Annotated in this window: 16 protein-coding genes; 10 read left to right on the forward strand and 6 right to left on the reverse strand. The window is 59.6% G+C overall.

The window, feature by feature from the left end:
• Positions 1 to 25: 25 nt before the first annotated feature.
• A complete protein-coding gene (locus tag PGW49_RS03520; RefSeq protein WP_270225541.1) occupies positions 26 to 391 on the reverse strand; it encodes a FadR/GntR family transcriptional regulator in 366 nt (121 codons plus the stop codon).
• Here PGW49_RS03520 and PGW49_RS03525 point away from each other — a divergent pair.
• Positions 390 to 569 carry a GntT/GntP/DsdX family permease gene (locus PGW49_RS03525; RefSeq protein ID WP_205217223.1) on the forward strand — a complete coding sequence of 60 codons (180 nt, stop codon included), beginning with the start codon at positions 390 to 392 and terminating at the stop codon, positions 567 to 569. The two genes, PGW49_RS03520 and PGW49_RS03525, sit on opposite strands and share 2 nt — an antisense overlap.
• Positions 570 to 677: 108 nt before the next feature.
• Positions 678 to 2456 carry a dihydroxy-acid dehydratase gene (ilvD, locus tag PGW49_RS03530; RefSeq protein WP_270225543.1) on the forward strand — a complete coding sequence of 593 codons (1779 nt, stop codon included), beginning with the start codon at positions 678 to 680 and terminating at the stop codon, positions 2454 to 2456.
• Between the two features lie 192 nt (positions 2457 to 2648).
• Here ilvD and PGW49_RS03535 read toward each other — a convergent pair whose 3' ends face one another.
• Positions 2649 to 2990, reverse strand: coding sequence for an arsenate reductase family protein (locus tag PGW49_RS03535; protein WP_270225545.1), 342 nt, complete (start codon positions 2988 to 2990; stop codon positions 2649 to 2651).
• 520 nt (positions 2991 to 3510) lie between these two features.
• Here PGW49_RS03535 and PGW49_RS03540 point away from each other — a divergent pair.
• The 5 genes from PGW49_RS03540 (at position 3511) to PGW49_RS03560 (ending at position 7886) form a co-directional block, all read left to right on the forward strand.
• Positions 3511 to 4950 (forward strand): MDR family MFS transporter, encoded by a 1440-nt coding sequence (locus tag PGW49_RS03540; RefSeq protein WP_270225546.1) that lies wholly within the window; start codon positions 3511 to 3513, stop codon positions 4948 to 4950.
• Between the two features lie 3 nt (positions 4951 to 4953).
• Positions 4954 to 5460 carry a CBS domain-containing protein gene (locus PGW49_RS03545; protein ID WP_006234745.1) on the forward strand — a complete coding sequence of 169 codons (507 nt, stop codon included), beginning with the start codon at positions 4954 to 4956 and terminating at the stop codon, positions 5458 to 5460.
• A 174-nt stretch (positions 5461 to 5634) separates the two neighbouring features.
• A complete protein-coding gene (locus tag PGW49_RS03550) occupies positions 5635 to 5943 on the forward strand; it encodes an MGMT family protein (protein WP_006234744.1) in 309 nt (102 codons plus the stop codon).
• Between the two features lie 588 nt (positions 5944 to 6531).
• Positions 6532 to 6867: a hypothetical protein gene (locus tag PGW49_RS03555; protein ID WP_006234743.1), complete on the forward strand. Its 336-nt coding sequence runs from the start codon at positions 6532 to 6534 to the stop codon at positions 6865 to 6867.
• A 5-nt stretch (positions 6868 to 6872) separates the two neighbouring features.
• On the forward strand, positions 6873 to 7886 hold the full coding sequence (locus tag PGW49_RS03560) for a site-specific integrase (RefSeq protein WP_263633761.1): 1014 nt from the start codon (positions 6873 to 6875) through the stop codon (positions 7884 to 7886).
• Positions 7887 to 7973: 87 nt separating this feature from the next.
• On the opposite strand, the gene PGW49_RS03565 is transcribed toward PGW49_RS03560, so the two are convergent.
• Entirely contained in the window at positions 7974 to 9065 is a 1092-nt protein-coding gene (locus PGW49_RS03565; protein ID WP_270225548.1) for an ATP-binding protein, read from the reverse strand.
• A gap of 91 nt (positions 9066 to 9156) precedes the next feature.
• Entirely contained in the window at positions 9157 to 9837 is a 681-nt protein-coding gene (locus PGW49_RS03570; protein WP_195543858.1) for a YczE/YyaS/YitT family protein, read from the reverse strand.
• 488 nt (positions 9838 to 10325) lie between these two features.
• Between PGW49_RS03570 and PGW49_RS03575 the strand changes: the two genes are divergently transcribed.
• Complete coding sequence (locus PGW49_RS03575; RefSeq protein WP_196022690.1) at positions 10326 to 11018, forward strand: GntR family transcriptional regulator; 693 nt, start codon at positions 10326 to 10328, stop codon at positions 11016 to 11018.
• A gap of 391 nt (positions 11019 to 11409) precedes the next feature.
• Here PGW49_RS03575 and eda read toward each other — a convergent pair whose 3' ends face one another.
• Positions 11410 to 12051 (reverse strand): bifunctional 4-hydroxy-2-oxoglutarate aldolase/2-dehydro-3-deoxy-phosphogluconate aldolase, encoded by a 642-nt coding sequence (gene eda, locus PGW49_RS03580; RefSeq protein WP_270225549.1) that lies wholly within the window; start codon positions 12049 to 12051, stop codon positions 11410 to 11412.
• Positions 12052 to 12304: 253 nt separating this feature from the next.
• A complete protein-coding gene (locus tag PGW49_RS03585) occupies positions 12305 to 13339 on the reverse strand; it encodes a sugar kinase (RefSeq protein WP_270225550.1) in 1035 nt (344 codons plus the stop codon).
• A gap of 234 nt (positions 13340 to 13573) precedes the next feature.
• Here PGW49_RS03585 and PGW49_RS03590 point away from each other — a divergent pair, with 234 nt between their 5' ends.
• Positions 13574 to 14596 carry a LacI family DNA-binding transcriptional regulator gene (locus tag PGW49_RS03590; protein ID WP_270225551.1) on the forward strand — a complete coding sequence of 341 codons (1023 nt, stop codon included), beginning with the start codon at positions 13574 to 13576 and terminating at the stop codon, positions 14594 to 14596.
• A gap of 134 nt (positions 14597 to 14730) precedes the next feature.
• The gene (locus PGW49_RS03595; RefSeq protein ID WP_270225552.1) at positions 14731 to 16068 is read left to right on the forward strand and encodes a glutamine synthetase family protein; all 1338 of its coding nucleotides are present in this window, start codon (positions 14731 to 14733) and stop codon (positions 16066 to 16068) included.
• Positions 16069 to 16094 lie beyond the last annotated feature (26 nt).

Here is a 16094-nt window from a genome sequence, read left to right on the forward strand (position 1 = left end):
GCCAAAGAAAGATTATTGTCGGGCCCTAAATGCCTTTTGCTTCTGCTCCCTCCGCAATCATGTTGCGGTTATACACCAGGTGCAGATACATCGCGTCGTGCGCGGCGGTGGGATTGCGCGCGGCGATGGCGTCGGCCACATCGCGGTGCATGCGGATAGTTTCCTCGACGAGCTTTTTGCCGGTCACGTCGATAAAGAGGGGGACGGATGCCTTGAACACGCCCATCAGGCGGGGAACGACGAGGTTTCCGGAGCTCTCGGCAATGGCATTGTGGAACGCGGTGTCGGCGGCGGCGGAGTAATCCTCACCGGCCTCGGCCAGGCGCTCGGATTCGTCGCGGAGCTCTTTGATACAGACGACCTGGTCGTTGGTTGCGTGCTCGGCCGCCATGCGTGCTATCTGCGGCGGTGCCACGGCCCTCTCGCACGTCAACGATGCCGGTTTTTGGATGTGCTCCTCGTTCCTGGAGATTGACGAGAAGACCACCCTCAAGTCCTGGACCGTTATGGAGACGCTCATCGGCCTTTCGGGTCTTGCCTGCGCCCTGGTGATTTCGTTCTTCGCCTAGTTCGCGTGGCTAAGCATCTTTTGCCGAGCGCATCGCTCGGTACCCATTTACACCTGATTCATTAACCAACGATTGGTACAACCGTTCAAATCAAAAGAGGAGAGCATCATGGACGAGAAGACCAAGGCACAGATTCAGCAGGAGGCAGCCGACCTGGTTGCCAAGCTGCAGCCGCGTTCCGGCAAGTTCCGCACCATCAGCCCCGAGATGGACCCGCTGCGTCTGGGCTCTGGCTGGTCCATCGAGGATCTGGACAAGCCGCAGGTCATTATCGAGTCGACGTTCGGCGACTCGCATCCGGGTTCTGCCGGCCTGTTTGAGTTGGTCGAGGAGGTCCGTGCCGGCGTTGCCGAGGCTGGCGGTCATGGTGCCCGTTACTTCTGCACCGATATCTGCGACGGCGAGGCCCAGGGCCACGACGGCATCAACTACTCGCTGCCCAGTCGCGACATGATCGCCAACATGATCGAGATTCATGCCAAGGCCACCCCGTTCGACGCCGGCGTCTTTGTTGCCAGCTGCGATAAGGGCCTGCCTGCGAACCTTATGGCCATGGGCCGCATCAACATCCCCTCCATCGTCGTTACCGGCGGTGTCATGGATGCCGGTCCCGATCTGTTGACCCTGGAGCAGCTCGGCGCCATCTCGGCCCGCTATGAGCGCGGCGAGATTTCCCGCGAGGAGCTCGAGTTTGCCAAGCACAACGCATGCCCCAGCTGCGGCGCCTGCTCCTTTATGGGTACCGCCTCGACCATGCAGGTTACCGCCGAGGCCCTGGGCCTTATGCTCCCCGGCACGGCTCTGCTGCCCGCAACCAGCTCCGATCTGCGTGAGTTTGCGCGCGAGGCTGGCCGTCAGTCCGTGTGGCTCTCCGAGCACAACCTGTGCCCCCGCGACATCGTGACCAAGGAGTCCTTCGAGAATCTCATCATGGTCCACGGCGCCATCTCCGGTTCCACCAACTCGCTGCTGCACATTCCCGCGATCGCCCGCGAGTTTGGCATCGAGATGTCCGCCGACGATTTCGATCGCCTGCACCGTGGCGCCCACTACCTGCTCAACGTTCGCCCCGCAGGCGAGTGGCCGGCGCAGTTCTTCTACTATGCGGGCGGCGTGCCGCGCATCATGGAGGAGATCAAGTCGATGCTCCACCTCGACGTTATGACCGCCACCGGCAAGACTCTCGGCGAGAACCTCGAGGACCTCAAGAACAACGGTTACTACGAGAAGTGCGGTCGTTACCTTGAGAAGTGGAATCTCAAGCGCGAGGACATCATCCGTCCGTTTGACCAGGCCTTCGGCACCGACGGTTCCATCGCCATCCTCCACGGCAATCTTGCTCCCGAGGGCGCGGTCGTCAAGCACACCGTCGTTCCGCGCGAGATGTTCCAGGCTACGCTCAAGGCCCGTCCGTTCGACTGCGAGGAGGACGCCATTCACGCCGTCCTGACGCACGAGGTCAAGCCCGGCGATGCCGTTATCATTCGCTATGAGGGACCCAAGGGTTCCGGTATGCCCGAGATGTTCTACACCACCGAAGCTATCGCCAGCGACCCCGAGCTGGGCGCGAGCATTGCCCTGATCACTGACGGCCGCTTCTCCGGCGCCTCCAAGGGCCCGGCTATCGGTCACGTTTCGCCCGAGGCCGCTGTGGGCGGTCCGATTGCCCTGATTGAGGAGGGCGACCTTATCCGAATCAACATCCCCGAGCGCTCGCTGTCCATCGTGGGCATCGCCGGCAAGGAGATGGAGCCGGCCGAGGTCGACGCCGTCCTGGCCGAGCGCCGAGCCGCTTGGAAGCCCAAGGCTAATCGTTACACCTCCGGCACGCTCAAGTTCTTTACCGAGCATGCAGTTTCCGCCATTCAGGGTGGCTACATGGAGTAGCGCACGTACGCATCGAATTTCTCCTCTCATAGATGTGCGGCACAAAGAGCCCCGAGTTCAGCCACGTCACCGGGGCGCGTTGTTCAGCGCCGCCGGGGCGCTCCACTCAAACGACAAGAGACGTCTTACGCAAGCGCCCGCGTCCGTGGATAAAACCACGGGCGTGGGCGCTTCACTTTATTCCCAGCCGCTTTATTCCCAGCCCTTCCACACGTCAGGCTCGTAGCCAACGGTTGCCTGGCGGCCGTTGCGAACGATGGGCTCACGAAGAATCTGCTGGTTATCGAGCACCTTTTCGAACTTCTGGTCGGCAGCAAGATACTGTACGAGCGCAACCGTGTCGGCATCTTTCGCCTTTGGATCGATCACAGCGTCGATCCCGCCGACGGCGCGCGCCACGCTTTCGAGCTCGCCTTTGCTCATCCCCTTTTCCTTCAAGTCGATGAACTGGAACTTCACACGACGTTCCTTGAAATAGCGCTGCGTCTTCTTAGTATCGAAGCTTTTCTTCGTGCCGAATATCTGGATGTTCATACGTACCGCCTTCGCTCAATTCTCGTCCGTCCATGATACGACAAGGGAGCCGAGCAAAAACAGAGCAGGCGGAGATGGAGGAGGACGGCGACCGACCGTCGGCAAGAGTCGGCCGGATCGGACTGGCGCCCAGCGCGCGCCGGCGACACGCTCGCAGCTGCACACATAGCCGATGTACAAGCTCGCCGCGGCGTTCCCTCGCCCCGCGGTGTGGCGATAGAGAAGCACGCCACCCGTCAACGATGGCGCCTCGGTGAAGAAAATCAACGTCTGGGTTACATCCCTTGAAAGGGGCGAAGACGGCTGCTAGAATACCTCCCCGCTATGAAGGATTTGACCAAAGCATACATCGCAATTCGGCGGCCCCTGGTATACGGGGCCTCTCCTGTTGTTCCCCAAGTGCGCTCTGAGCAGCCGCTTTCTTCCTGTCGTATCTGATGCACGCATAGCGCGTGCATGTTATTTCGCCCGTGGGCCGGCGCGCCTTCGGCGAAGAATCGAATAGATACGAAGGAAGCTTATGTCTGATAATTGTACGGTCGCGCCCGCCAATGGGCGCATTACCGGTACCCAGATCCGCATCGTCGCGGTCGTCGTCCTGGGTGCCTTCTTGGCGCTACTGAACCAAACGGTGATGTCGCCTGCGCTGCCGGTCATCATGTCCGATTTCGCCATCGATGCCTCGACTGCCCAGTGGATCATGTCCATATACCCGCTGGTGAGCGGCATCATGGTCCCCGTTTCGGCGTTCCTTATCGACAAGTTCAGCACCCGCGCGCTATTCTTCGGGGCGACGCTGGTGTTCGCGCTGGGCACGCTGCTGTGCGCCGCAGCCCCTGATTTCCTGTTCCTCATCATCGGTCGCGTGTTGCAAGCGGCGGGCTCAGGCGTGCTCATGCCGCTTGTCTCGGTGGTTCCCATGCTGGTGTTCCCCGTCGAGAAACGAGGAACGGCTATGGGCATGGCGGGCATCGTCATGTCGGCGGGTCCCGCGGTCGGCCCCGTCGTAGGCGGTGCGGTGATCGACACGTACGGCTGGCGCACCATGATCGGCGCCATCGTCCCCCTCGCAATTCTCGTGCTGGTGCTGGGCGTGTTCATGCTGAAAAACGTGGGCGAGCTGAAGAACCCCAAGCTCGACCTGCCCTCGGTCGTCCTCTCCACCATCGCCTTCGGCGGACTTCTCTACGGGTTCTCGAGCGCCTCGTCGATGGGTTGGGGCAACCCCGTGGTGCTCGGCTCGATCGTCGCGGGTGTCGTGTGCTTGGTGCTGTTTGTCGTACGCCAGGGCAAAATCGAGGACCCGCTGCTTCAACTGGGCACGCTCAAGACGCGCGAGTTCCGCGTGGCCGCCATCATCGTCACGCTCATCAACGCCGCATGCCTGGTCACCAACACGCTGTTGCCGTTGCTGCTGCAAACCTCGCTTGGCGCTTCGGCCTTCGAAACCGGCATGGCCATGCTTCCCGCCGCGGCGGTGGGCATCATCATCAGCCCTATCTCCGGCGTGGTGTTCGACAAGTTCGGTCCGCGTGCCATCTCGATCGTCGGCCTGGCCCTCATGACCGGCGCCCTGTTCCTGCTCTCGCTTTCGACGGTAAACACGCCCATCTTGGTGGTTGCGCTGTTCTGCATGCTGCAGTCCGCCGGCCAGTCGCTCGCGAACATGCCGGTGAACACATGGGGTGTCAATGCCTTGAAAAATGACATGATCGCCCACGGCAACGCCATCGCGAACACCGGCCGCCAGGTCGCCGGCGGTTTGTGCACGGCGCTCATCGTCACGGTCATGACAAGCGTCACCGCGTCGGCCGGCGTCGATGCGAGCATCCAAGTAGCCACCGCCGTGGGCGCGGGCGTCGCTTACAAGGTGTGCGCGGCAATCGGCCTCGTTTCCCTTATCTGCGCCATATTCAGCGTGCGCACCAAGAAAACCGCACCGAAAACGAAGGAGGCATAAGCGATGTCCGAGATTCTGTCCGAGCGCATCCCGCTCGAGCTCGAGGGGACGCCCGTTTCGAGCATCATGATTGAAGAGCCGTTCACCTGCACGCAGGATTGCACGATTTCCGACGTGGTGCGCATGCTCGCCGAAAACGAGGTGAGCAGCATGCCCGTAATCGATGAGCGCAACCAGGTGGTCGGGTTCATCTCCGACGGCGATGTCATGGGAGCCATCGCGCAGCATCGCGCTCACACCATCTTCACGGGCGGCGACGCGTCCATGCTGTACTTCGACGATCAGAGCCTTGAGCAGCGCATCGAAGACCTGAAGGATCGCTGCGTCATGGATTTCGCGACGCGCCAGGTAGTGTGTGCCCGTCCCGAGCAGAGTATCGCCCGCGTCGCCGCGCTGCTGGCGAAGAAGAAGTTCAAGAAGCTTCCTGTGGTTGATGACGAGGGCAAACTCGTGGGGGTCATCCGCCGCTCCGCCATCACCAAATACATCTTCGGCATCCTTTTCCAATAGGGGCAGGTCGCACTTGAGGCGAACATCTCGAGGCATCGAGCCAGCAACTGGACCAGACAACCTTGACACGCACGCGCTTTCCCTCGATGCTTCGGTAAGGGGAGCTGCGAAAATCGCAGCACGGGTGATCGGCGCCGCGCCCCCGAAGGCAAAAGCGAACACGGGAGCGATACGATGGGAAAAGTCCTGGACGAAGATTTGGTTTATGAGATTCTCTCCGTCGTGGCAGAGATTCCGGCGGGATGCGTCGCCTCGTACGGTCAGATAGCGCGCCTCATCGGCAGGGAGAAAAACTCTCGCCTGGTCGGAGCGGTGCTGAGCGAGGCGGATCGCTACGGCGATTATCCCTGCCACCGCGTCGTCAACCACGCGGGACGCCTCGCGCCAAACTTCCCCGACCAGCGAGCACTACTGACGGAGGAAGGAGTCGCCTTCCGAGACAACGGCTGCGTCGACATGAAAAAGCACCAGTGGAACGAGTAGCCAGGCAGCGTAGCGTCGAAAGGAGCGACGCCACGGGGAACGACCTGCGCCCCGCCGCCGGACAACCTATGGCAAAGTGACACGTCCCACAAAGAGCGGCGCACCAGTACGAGACACGACCGCGACGTAAAAAGACCCTATGATACTCGTAAGCATCTATCTGATTGCCCGCCTCGAGGTACCCAAAGAACGAGAGATGCCGAAACCCCTAGACAAAGAAAAAGGTCGGGAGCTTTTATGCTTCCGACCTGAAGTTTCATGGTCGCGGGGGGGGGCGGATTTGAACCACCGACCTTCGGGTTATGAGGTCGCTACGACGTTGTTTCATTCAGACATTTCGACCCAAATTGAAGTCAATATAACTCCAGGTCATTTGATGTTTTCATAGATTTACGAAAGAAAAGTACGCGGAATAATTCGACCCAAATTCGACCCACAACGAGCTTGAAAGCGGTCAGGCGGAGCATTACCCTTGGGGTGTGACCCCACGCAGGGCCCACCACCAAGGGTAATGCCCACCCGCCCCAGCCCTTTGCGCCATTCCGCGCAACCGAGCGCGATTCTCAGGCACTTCAGGCAAGGAACACGATGAACGACCGACCTCTCGTCATAGGCAAAGGAACGAAGCAACGCCGCGACAAATACACGTGGCGCTACCGTCACAGCCTCGGCAAGGATCCGGTCACGGGCAAATACCGCTATTCGCCGTGGCAGACCATACATACCACCAAAAGCCGAGAGGTCGACGCCGCACTCGAAGCCTACAAGGCAGAACTCAACAGCGGCACCTACGTCCAAAAATCGAGGGACACCGTCGGCTCGTACGCAAAAAAGTTCCACGACAACCGCGAAGGAACCATCACGCCGCTCGCCTACTCGACATCCTACTCAATCGAGAACCGGACGCGCACATCACATGCGTGATGCTCATGCTCGACACCGACATGAGAAGGGCAGAAGCCCTCGGGATGACGTGGTCCGATGTCTCCGTCGAGAACAGAAGCATCCTCATTGAGCAGCAGTTCGCGGCCGATCGAAGCGTTCGCTCGCCCAAAAGCAAGAAAAGCGTGCGGAGGATCTCGATAAGCGAGACGCTGACGTCGTATCTCGAATTCTGGAAAAAGGAGCAGGCCCGCGAAATGGAAGCCTTCGGCCTGGAACAAGTCAAAGGCACTCCGCTCGTCCACTCATTCGAACGAACGAAAGACAGGCATCCCCAAGTCAACTTCATGGACCTGAATGGGTTTTCGCGCTGGTTCAGAAACTTCAGCGTCGAGAACGGGTTCGGCAAGTTCGAAGGCGTTCGAACATACCATTATGTGAAGGAAACTGTCGACGGGGAAACGATTTCGAAGCGTTATGAGCATAAAGAGTGGCTCGAATTGAGGGATTACCTCAGGAAGCATCCCAAGGTTCGCGAGGCGAGGCATATCAGCACATATGAGAGCGAGCACCTTCCTTACGGATATTCGGGCCTATCGAGCCACACCGCTACTGCCGCTACTGCCCGCTACTGCCCGCCAGCTTCCGAACCAGCGGGCGGTAGCAGCACCCCGAACATCTCGCCGACAGCGCAGAGAGTCGTCGACCTGGCGGCCAAGGCCGACATCGAGGACGTGATGCTGTGCGACCTGCCCGGCGTCCTGTCCTTCCTAGGGCTGCCACCTGAGACGGAGATGCCGCCGGGCAACAAGGGGAAGACGAAGCTCAAGAAGCTCTACAGGAAGGTGGCGCCGAACAAGGCATACCACTCCGGCGAGCGCGCCAAGGATTTGATCTCGCACCTCGACATGGCAGAGATCAGGGCATCGGCGCCCGTCCAAGAATTGGGATGCAGTTCAATACGAGCTCGGGGCTCTTTTCGTCTAGATTGGGGACGCATGGCCGGACGAAAACAATTTGCGTCTGGTAATAAGCGTACGAAAGCGCAATTTACGTCTTAATTCCGTACGCAAATCAAGACGAAAATCGTTTACGTCTGCTTTAATCCGTACGAAAACGGTTTTCGTCTTGCAGGGCAGTTGCCGTTTCTACAGTTCAACTTCCAGTTCGGCTTTGTGCTCGTAGAGGTAGTCGCGCATGTAGGGGATGGCAAATGAGACCTTGCCGTACGAGGGAGCCTCGATAATCGATTCTCTTAACAGGCGGCTGCGGACGGAACTCACCTGTTGAGGCGTTTTGTTTAGGGCATCGGCAACCATGCTGGTCGAGCTCGTCTGCCCCAAAGATGCCATGCTCAGCAGATAAGCGATGCACGTGGGCGGAATGCGCTGTAGCGCGGGCTCAATCACCATGGCACAGAAGCGTTCGCGTGCCGTTGCAATGCCGCGCTCGGCTTCTTCTTCTCCAATAATCGGTGTATGTGCGCGTCTTGCCAACTGCCATGCGTAGTATCCAACGAGTTGGATCATGAAAGGATAACCTTGCGTTGCCTCGGCAAGTTGGCCGGCAATACCTGGCTGCAACTCCATGCCAGACGCTTCAATGGTTTCCTCGAGGGAGTACGACACTTCGGTTACTGCCACAGCCTTCAGGTCAAAGGGGAGGGCACGGCGCAAAAACGTAAGTGTCTTTCCGTTGATGATGCTTTCAATCATCGAAGGCAGCCCCGCAAAAACAAAGGCGATATCAAGGTCTTCGCCGATAACCTGTTGAATCGCAATGGAGAGCGTTCGGACCTCATCGAGCTCTGCGTCTTGAACCTCGTCGAGAGTGATGAGCAGGCCATTTTCATTCTTGGATATTGTCTGTCTCATGGCGTCGCGTAGCGATGGACCGATTCGCTCAATGTCTATGCTGCCGATGGATATGCCAGCTACGGTGGGCTCAAATCTGGCGTGTTTGGCCTGGAATTTGGGCTGCAGCTGGTCGAGAATGCGTTGGCAAAGTCCCTCGGTTGCGACCTCTTTTATGACCGTCCAGCCACGGCTTTGCGCCAAACGTGAGCACTCGTCAAGGAGGACCGTCTTGCCCGTTCCACGGACGCCGGCTATGCGCATTAGGCGCCCCGGGGCACCAGGCCCGTTGACGAGGCCCTCATTGAATTCTTCGAGCACATCTTCGCGGCCGATAATCGTGGGAGGTGTTTTACCTGCTGTGGGCTTAAAAGGGTTTGTCTGCATGTGAGCCACCTTTGCTCAAGATATAGCAAGATATAGCAAAGTATAGCAAGATATAGCAAAGTAAGCGCTACTCGCGGGTTTTGCGGTGGTGCTATTTTCCGAATGCCGCGCGGATAAAGCGCTGGGCGAACAGCTTGTTGGCGACGTTGATGACATGGCCCAGGAACAGTGCCGAGATGGCGGTCGTGACGCCAAAGCCGCCCAGGTTGTACATAAGGATCAGCGACAACGCGAGCGAGGCGGCGACATGTGAGCAGTCAAACACGACTTTTACGTCACCAAAGCGGCGTTTAAGCTTTTCGGCAATGACTTGCACCAAGCCGTCGGGCGCGTTGGGGACAACGCCCATGTTGACGACGAGACTTACGCCAAATGCGGTGACAGCGAGGGAGAGCAGCATGGTCGCAATCTGTGTGGGGAGTGCCGTGGGATGCAGTGGGTTGACCGCCATGAAGAGGTCGGTCAAGCCGCCAATCAGCGTTGAGAAGAACAACTCGAGCAGGATGCGCGGCTGGAACTCGCTTCGCAAGATGGCTAATTGCGCCACGATGTAGGCGACGTAGGTTGCGGTGATCCAAAAGCCGAGCGTCTTGCCAGTGAGCATGGATAGGGTTGTGGCAAAGCACGTGAGCGCGGCGACGCCCAGGCCGGATGCCGTCTGGAGACTCATACCGAGTGCCAGTACTGCAACGCCCACAAGATACATCAGCATTCTAATGACGGTATGGCACCAGTCGATGTTCTCGCCATGCATGATAATGAGCGGTCGCATGTTGCTACCCGTCCTTTCGGTTGTGTGAAAAAGCTGACCAGGGCCGGCAAAAGAGGGTTATCGGAGGCACTGCTGCAAAAGCAGAAAAGCCGGCCCCACGGTCAGTCGTCTAGGAAGTGTCTCGCTGTGCCGGAATGGGACTAAAGGTCCAACGAGACGGGAAGAAAGCAAATGGCATTGCGTGGGCGATAAGATGCCAAGATGGTAGGGTGTGTCTTAACACCCTATTGCCCACGCTCAACGAAATCGGTTTCGTTTGAGCCTAAGTATACGCACGGGATTTTATTTGCGAAGAGAAAAACAATAAAAAGGTGAACGTTCACCTAATCGCAACAACTCGTTGGCTGTAGTTGCGGTGGAATAGTTCCTGTTTTTGCTGCTGAAGGCCTTGAACAGGAACTATTCCACCGCAACTTATGATGGGGCGGGGGATGCGATAGTATTGCATGGTGAAATTCGACAAACCGTGAGCTTCATCCGAGGGCTTTATGGAACAGCACCAGCATTATCAGAGCCTGCAAGACCAGGCGTACAACGCATTGCGCTCCAAGATCATCTATGTCGAGCTCAGGCCCGGCACGCGTCTTTCGGCGATTGGTCTGGAAAAGGAGACGGGAATCGGGCGCACGCCCATTCGCGAATCCTTTGTGCGCTTGCGTGAGCAGGAGCTGGTGGAAACGCGTCCCAAAAGCGGCACCTACGTCTCTAAGATCAGCATGGAACGCGCCGAAAACGCCTGCTTTTTGCGCGAGAAGCTCGAGAGAAGCGTGCTAATTAAATGCTGTTCGGCCGCCTCGCCCGAGCAAAAGCAGCGGCTTGAGCAGATTCTTACCGAGTCCGAGTCGCTCGACCATGGCGAAACGCGCCGTTTCTTTGACCTGGATAACCTGTTCCATGAGACATGTTTTGAGATTGCCGGTCGTCACATGTTGTGGGGTTGGATGAAGAGCATCAACACGCATTTTGAGCGATATAACTGGTTGCGTATGGTGTCGCAGGATTTGGATTGGGAGCCGATTCGTCGGCAGCATCGCCGGATTCTCGAGGCCATTAAGAGGGGCGATACCGACGCGGCGAGCTATCTGGCAGAGACGCACCTGCACCTGATGCCCGAAGAGCAAGGTCCGGTTATCGCCTTGCATCCCGACTATTTTGAGCTGTCCAAAGACTCGTTCATCTAATCAATCCCCATATAAGTTGCGGTGAAATAGGGACTGTTTTGTGACCTAGGTGGCGCAAACAGTCCCTATTTCACCGCAACTGCGTTGGGGTGTGACCGGGGCACAAAGATGCGGTGCCGCTTGGAGGAAAAGACCGGAAGCAAAGGTCCATTCCTCCAGACGGCGCCGCAGCTGTTTTGATGGCTCGGCTTTTACCGAAGTGGCTCAGTTGAGCGCGACTGCCAGCCGATTATACAAAGCGGCTCGGGGGCGTGTCGCTTCCGTCACGTTCTATCAGCATACAAGACGGTTTTGGTTCTTGTTCGTGACGGAAACGGCGCGCTTCCGAGCCGCTTTAAAAGAAAGGGGGCGAGGTCTAGGGCACGCCCCCTTTCACGATAGAGAGCTAAACCTAGCCGCGGACCTTCTTGACGACGTCCATGGCCTCGCGGGCGATCTGCTCGACCTTGGAGAAGTCGCCGTCGGCAAACAGGGCCGGCTTGACCATCCAGGTGCCACCGCAGGCGATGATGGCGGAGGAGCTCAAGTACTCCTCGACGTTGGCGGTGCTCACGCCGCCGGTAGGCATAAAGCGGTGACCGACAAACGGAGCGGCGAGGGCCTTGATGGTGTTCAGGCCGCCATACTGGGACGCGGGGAAGAACTTGGTGACCTTGAGGCCCAGGTTCTCGGCTGCGGTGACCTCGGAGGGGGTCACGGTGCCGGGAAGGACGGGCAGCTCGATGTCGATGCAATGCTTCACGACGTCCTCGTTGTAACCCGGGGAGACGATGAACTTGGCACCGGCGGCGCGGGCCTGCTCAACCTGCTCGACGGTCAGGACAGTGCCGGCGCCAACGCACATCTCGGGCTCGGCCTCGGCCATAGCGGCGATGCACTCGGCGGCGCAGGCGGTGCGGAAGGTGACCTCGGCGGACTTCATGCCAGCTGCCATAAGAGCGTGGGCGAGCGGGGCGGCGTCCTCGACCTTGTCGAGCACAACGACCGGCACGATGCCCAGGGACTCAAGCGTGGTGTAGAACTGATTGAACATGATGTTCCTTTCGATGTGTGGCGCGCATGGGCGCGTGATTACCAAATGTGCTGGTCAGGAGCCGATTTTGGATTGGTTATCGGAGGCACTGCTTGGGGTTCAAGCAATTCCAAAACCGGCTGCTCGACCAGTCATGTAGGGAATGCCAGACAAAACCGGAATGGGACTGGTGGTTTTGCCCGACCGGAGGAATCGGGGAGCGGGCCGCAGGGGTATGGGATTGGAAAGCTGCGGCCCGCGGAATGGAGACGGACTAGCGCGCGACGCGGGTGCCACCGTCGGCGGCGGATGCCACGGCTGCGATCTCGCCTGCGGTCACCAAGTTGGAATCGCCCTTGATGGTGAGCTTGAGGATCGAGGCTGCAATCGCATAGTTGACGGCGTCCTGCGGGTCAAAGTCGTTGATGAGGGCATGGACGAGGCCGGCGTTGAAAGCGTCGCCGGCGGCAACGCCCTCGAGCACGTGTACGTCGTGAGCAGGGGAGAACCAGTGCTCGCCACTCTCGGCGTCAAAGAGCATGCCCATCCAGATGGAGCGCTCGACGCAGGAGATGTTGCGGACGACCGAGGCGACCTTCTTGCAGCCGTACTCGGCGCAGATCTGGCGGGCCATCTCGACGTAGGTGTCGCGCTCCTCGATGCCGTGGGCAAGGGAACCGGAGACGCAGGTCATGCCGAGGCCGGCAGGCGCATCCTCGTCGTTGGCGATGCAGATGTCGACGAGCGGCAGGAGTTCCTTCATGGTGGCCTGCGATTTCTCGGGCGACCACATCTTGCCGCGATAGTTCACGTCGCACACGGTGGTGATGCCCTTGGCGCGGCAGACGGTGAGGGCATCCTTGCAGGCGGCAGCCATCTCTTCGGAGACGGCGGGGGTCACGCCGGAGAAATAGAAGACATCGATGCCCTTGAGGATCTCGTCCCAGTTAAAGACGTCGCGCTTGGCCATGTTGATGGCAGAGTACTTGCGGTCGTAGACGCAACCGTTACCGCGCTGCGAGGCGCCGACCTCAAACACATAGGAGCCAAGACGGTCGCCCTGACGCACGACGCGCGTGGTGTCGACGCCGTAGGCCTTCAGCGAACGCAGGGCGCACTCGCCCAGACGGTTGGCCGGGACAACGGAGACGTAAGCGGCCTTGTCGCCCTGGTAGGCCAGGGAAAGCGCAGTGTTGGCCTCGGCGCCGCCGTAGCGGACGTCAAACTCGGTTGCCTGCTCAATACGCAGGTGGTCTTTGGGTGAGAGTCTCATCATGATCTCGCCGAAGGTAAGAACCGTTTTACCCATGGTCGCGCAGCTCCTTTTACTCGTGCGTACACCTTTGATATGGCGTTGGCACGCAGGTGCCAAGACGGTAGGGTGCGTCTTTGCACCTGCGTGCCAACGCTCGCCGAAATCGGTTTACGAAATCGGTTTCGTTTCGAGTTGTAGTATACTCACCTACAGCGTTTTGCAACCGAGATTTTTAAAAAAATGCCTAAAATGGCTCAGATCGCCGACAATTGGGAAACGGGGTGCGTTATGGCGCAGATGAGAATCAAGGACATTGCCGCCGAGGCGGGCGTGAGTCCGGCCACGGTCTCGCGCTACCTCAACAACCGCCCCGGGCAAATGACCGAGGAGACCCGTGCTCGCATCGCGGCAGTTATCGAGCGCACCGGCTATCGCCCACGTGCCGCCGCGCGCAATCTGCGCAGCTCGCGTACGAACCTCATCGGTGTGATTCTGGCTGACATCGCCAACCCGTTCTCGAGCGCCATGCTCGAGGGCCTTTCCGCCAGCGCCGCGGCGCGCGGCTGCTCGCTCATGACGGCCATTAGCGGCAACGACCCCGCTAAGGAAGCGGAGTCGCTCACCAGACTTATCGATGCCGGCGTGGACGGCCTGGTCGTCAACACCTGCGGAGGCAATGACGAGGCGATCGCCGCGGCAGCGGGACGTCTGCCTGTTGTGCTGCTCGACCGCGACGTTGCCGACGGCGGTGTCGATCTGGTGACATCTAACAACCGTGAGCTGGTCGCTGGCTTGGTAGACGAGCTCGCCGCCGCTGGCAGCGAGCGTCTGTGCCTGCTCACCGAGGCAAACGATGATAGCCCCGTGCGTCGAGAGCGCGCTGAAGCCTTTACCGATGAGCTTTCGCGACGCGGCCTTGCGGGTGAGGTTGTCACCTTGGCCGATGGCGGTGCCACGGGCGTCGGTCGCTTGGACGAGACTATCCGCGGCTATGCAGGCAAAAAGCTCGGCCTTATCGCTGTCAACGGCTTGGTCTTCCTGCGTCTGACCGAGGCCCTGGCGCAGTTGGGACCTTCGTTGCCGGCGGGTCTCAAAATCGCGACGTTTGACGATTGCCCCTGGAACCGCGTGCTCTTTGGCGGCGTGACCACGGCCGCGCAAGACACCCTCATCATCGCCGAGCGCGTGGTCGAGCGCCTCTCCGAGCGCATCGACGTCGTTACCACCACCGTGGGCGAGGCCGCAAAGCTGGCGCCCAAACGCATCGAGATCCCCGGCCACATCGAGCACCGCGCATCGACCTCGCGCTAGTCACTCGTTCGCAACTGCCTGTTCGCGCACGTTTTTTGAGCGCTTGATACGCTTTAACCCTGCGGAAACATTTTTCTGCGATAGTATCTGCGATATAGACCAGTCGAAACCCGCCCGAAAGAAAGGGGAGCGACATGAACCAGCAGAACATCGATTACGTACTCCGCTCCGTAGAGCAGCGTGACATCCGCTTTGTGCGTCTGTGGTTTGTCGACATTCTCGGCCGCCTCAAGAACTTTGCCATTAGCCCCGAGGACCTCGAGGTCGCTTTTGAGGAGGGTATTGGCTTTGACGGCTCTGCCATCGAGGGCTTTGCCACGCCCGAGGAAGCCGACATGCTGGCGTTCCCCGATGCTTCGACCTTCCAGATTTTGCCGTGGCGCCCGAGCCACAACGGCGTCGCCCGCGTGTTCTGCGACGTGTGCACTCCCGATCGCAAGCCATTTGCCGGCGACCCGCGCGATGCCCTGCGCCGCATGTTCCACAAGGCCGAGAAGGCTGGCTATCTGCTTAACGTGGGCGCCGAGCTGGAGTACTACTACTTCCCCGACGAGCACACCCCCGAGCCGCTCGACAACGTGGGCTACTTCGATCTTTCGGTGAGCGATGCCGCTCGCGACCTGCGCCGCAACACGGTCCTCACGCTCGAGAAGATGTCCGTGCCCGTGGAGTACACCTTCCACGCCGCCGGCCGCTCGCAGCACGGCATGAGCCTGCGCCACGCCGAGGCCCTGAGCATGTCCGACGCCATCACCACGGCCAAACTCATCATTAAGCAGCAGGCCTACGAGAGCGGTTGCCACGCCTCCTTTATGCCCAAGCCGTTGGCAGGCGAGGACGGCAGTGCTATGTTCCTGTGCCAGTCGCTATTCGACCACGACGGCAACAACGTCTTTTGGGGCGAGGACGACGAGAGATACCATCTCTCCGACACCGCCAAACACTACATGGCCGGTATCCTGGCGCACGCGCGCGAGATCAGCGCCATCACCAACCCCACGGTCAACTCCTACAAGCGCATTACTACCGGCGGCGACTCCGTGCCGCAGTACGCCACGTGGGGCCTGCGCAACCGCGCGAGTATGGTCCGCATCCCGGTCTACAAGCCCGGCAAGCAGCTGTCCACGCGCATCGAGCTTCGCAGCCCCGACCCCATGGCCAACCCGTACCTGGTCAACGCCGTCACGCTGGCGGCTGGCCTGGACGGCATCGAGCGCAAGCTGGAGCTCCCGCCCGAGGCAACGGCCGAGACGCTCAAGCTCACCGACCGCCAGATGGTCGAGGCCGGCTACACGCCGCTGCCGCGCTCGCTCAAAGAGGCGCTCGACGTGTTTGAGGACTCGCAGTTTATGAAGGATGCCCTCGGCGAGCACATCCACAGTTTCTTCCTTAAAAAGAAGCGCGACGAGTGGCATAAGTTTGAGTCCACGATCACCGAGTGGGAGATCAAGCACTACCTGGCGAACTCCTAATCGCGCTGGCTTGTTCCAGTACGATT

It is taken from the genome of Collinsella aerofaciens, assembly GCF_027679495.1.
GTDB lineage: Bacteria > Actinomycetota > Coriobacteriia > Coriobacteriales > Coriobacteriaceae > Collinsella > Collinsella aerofaciens_AK.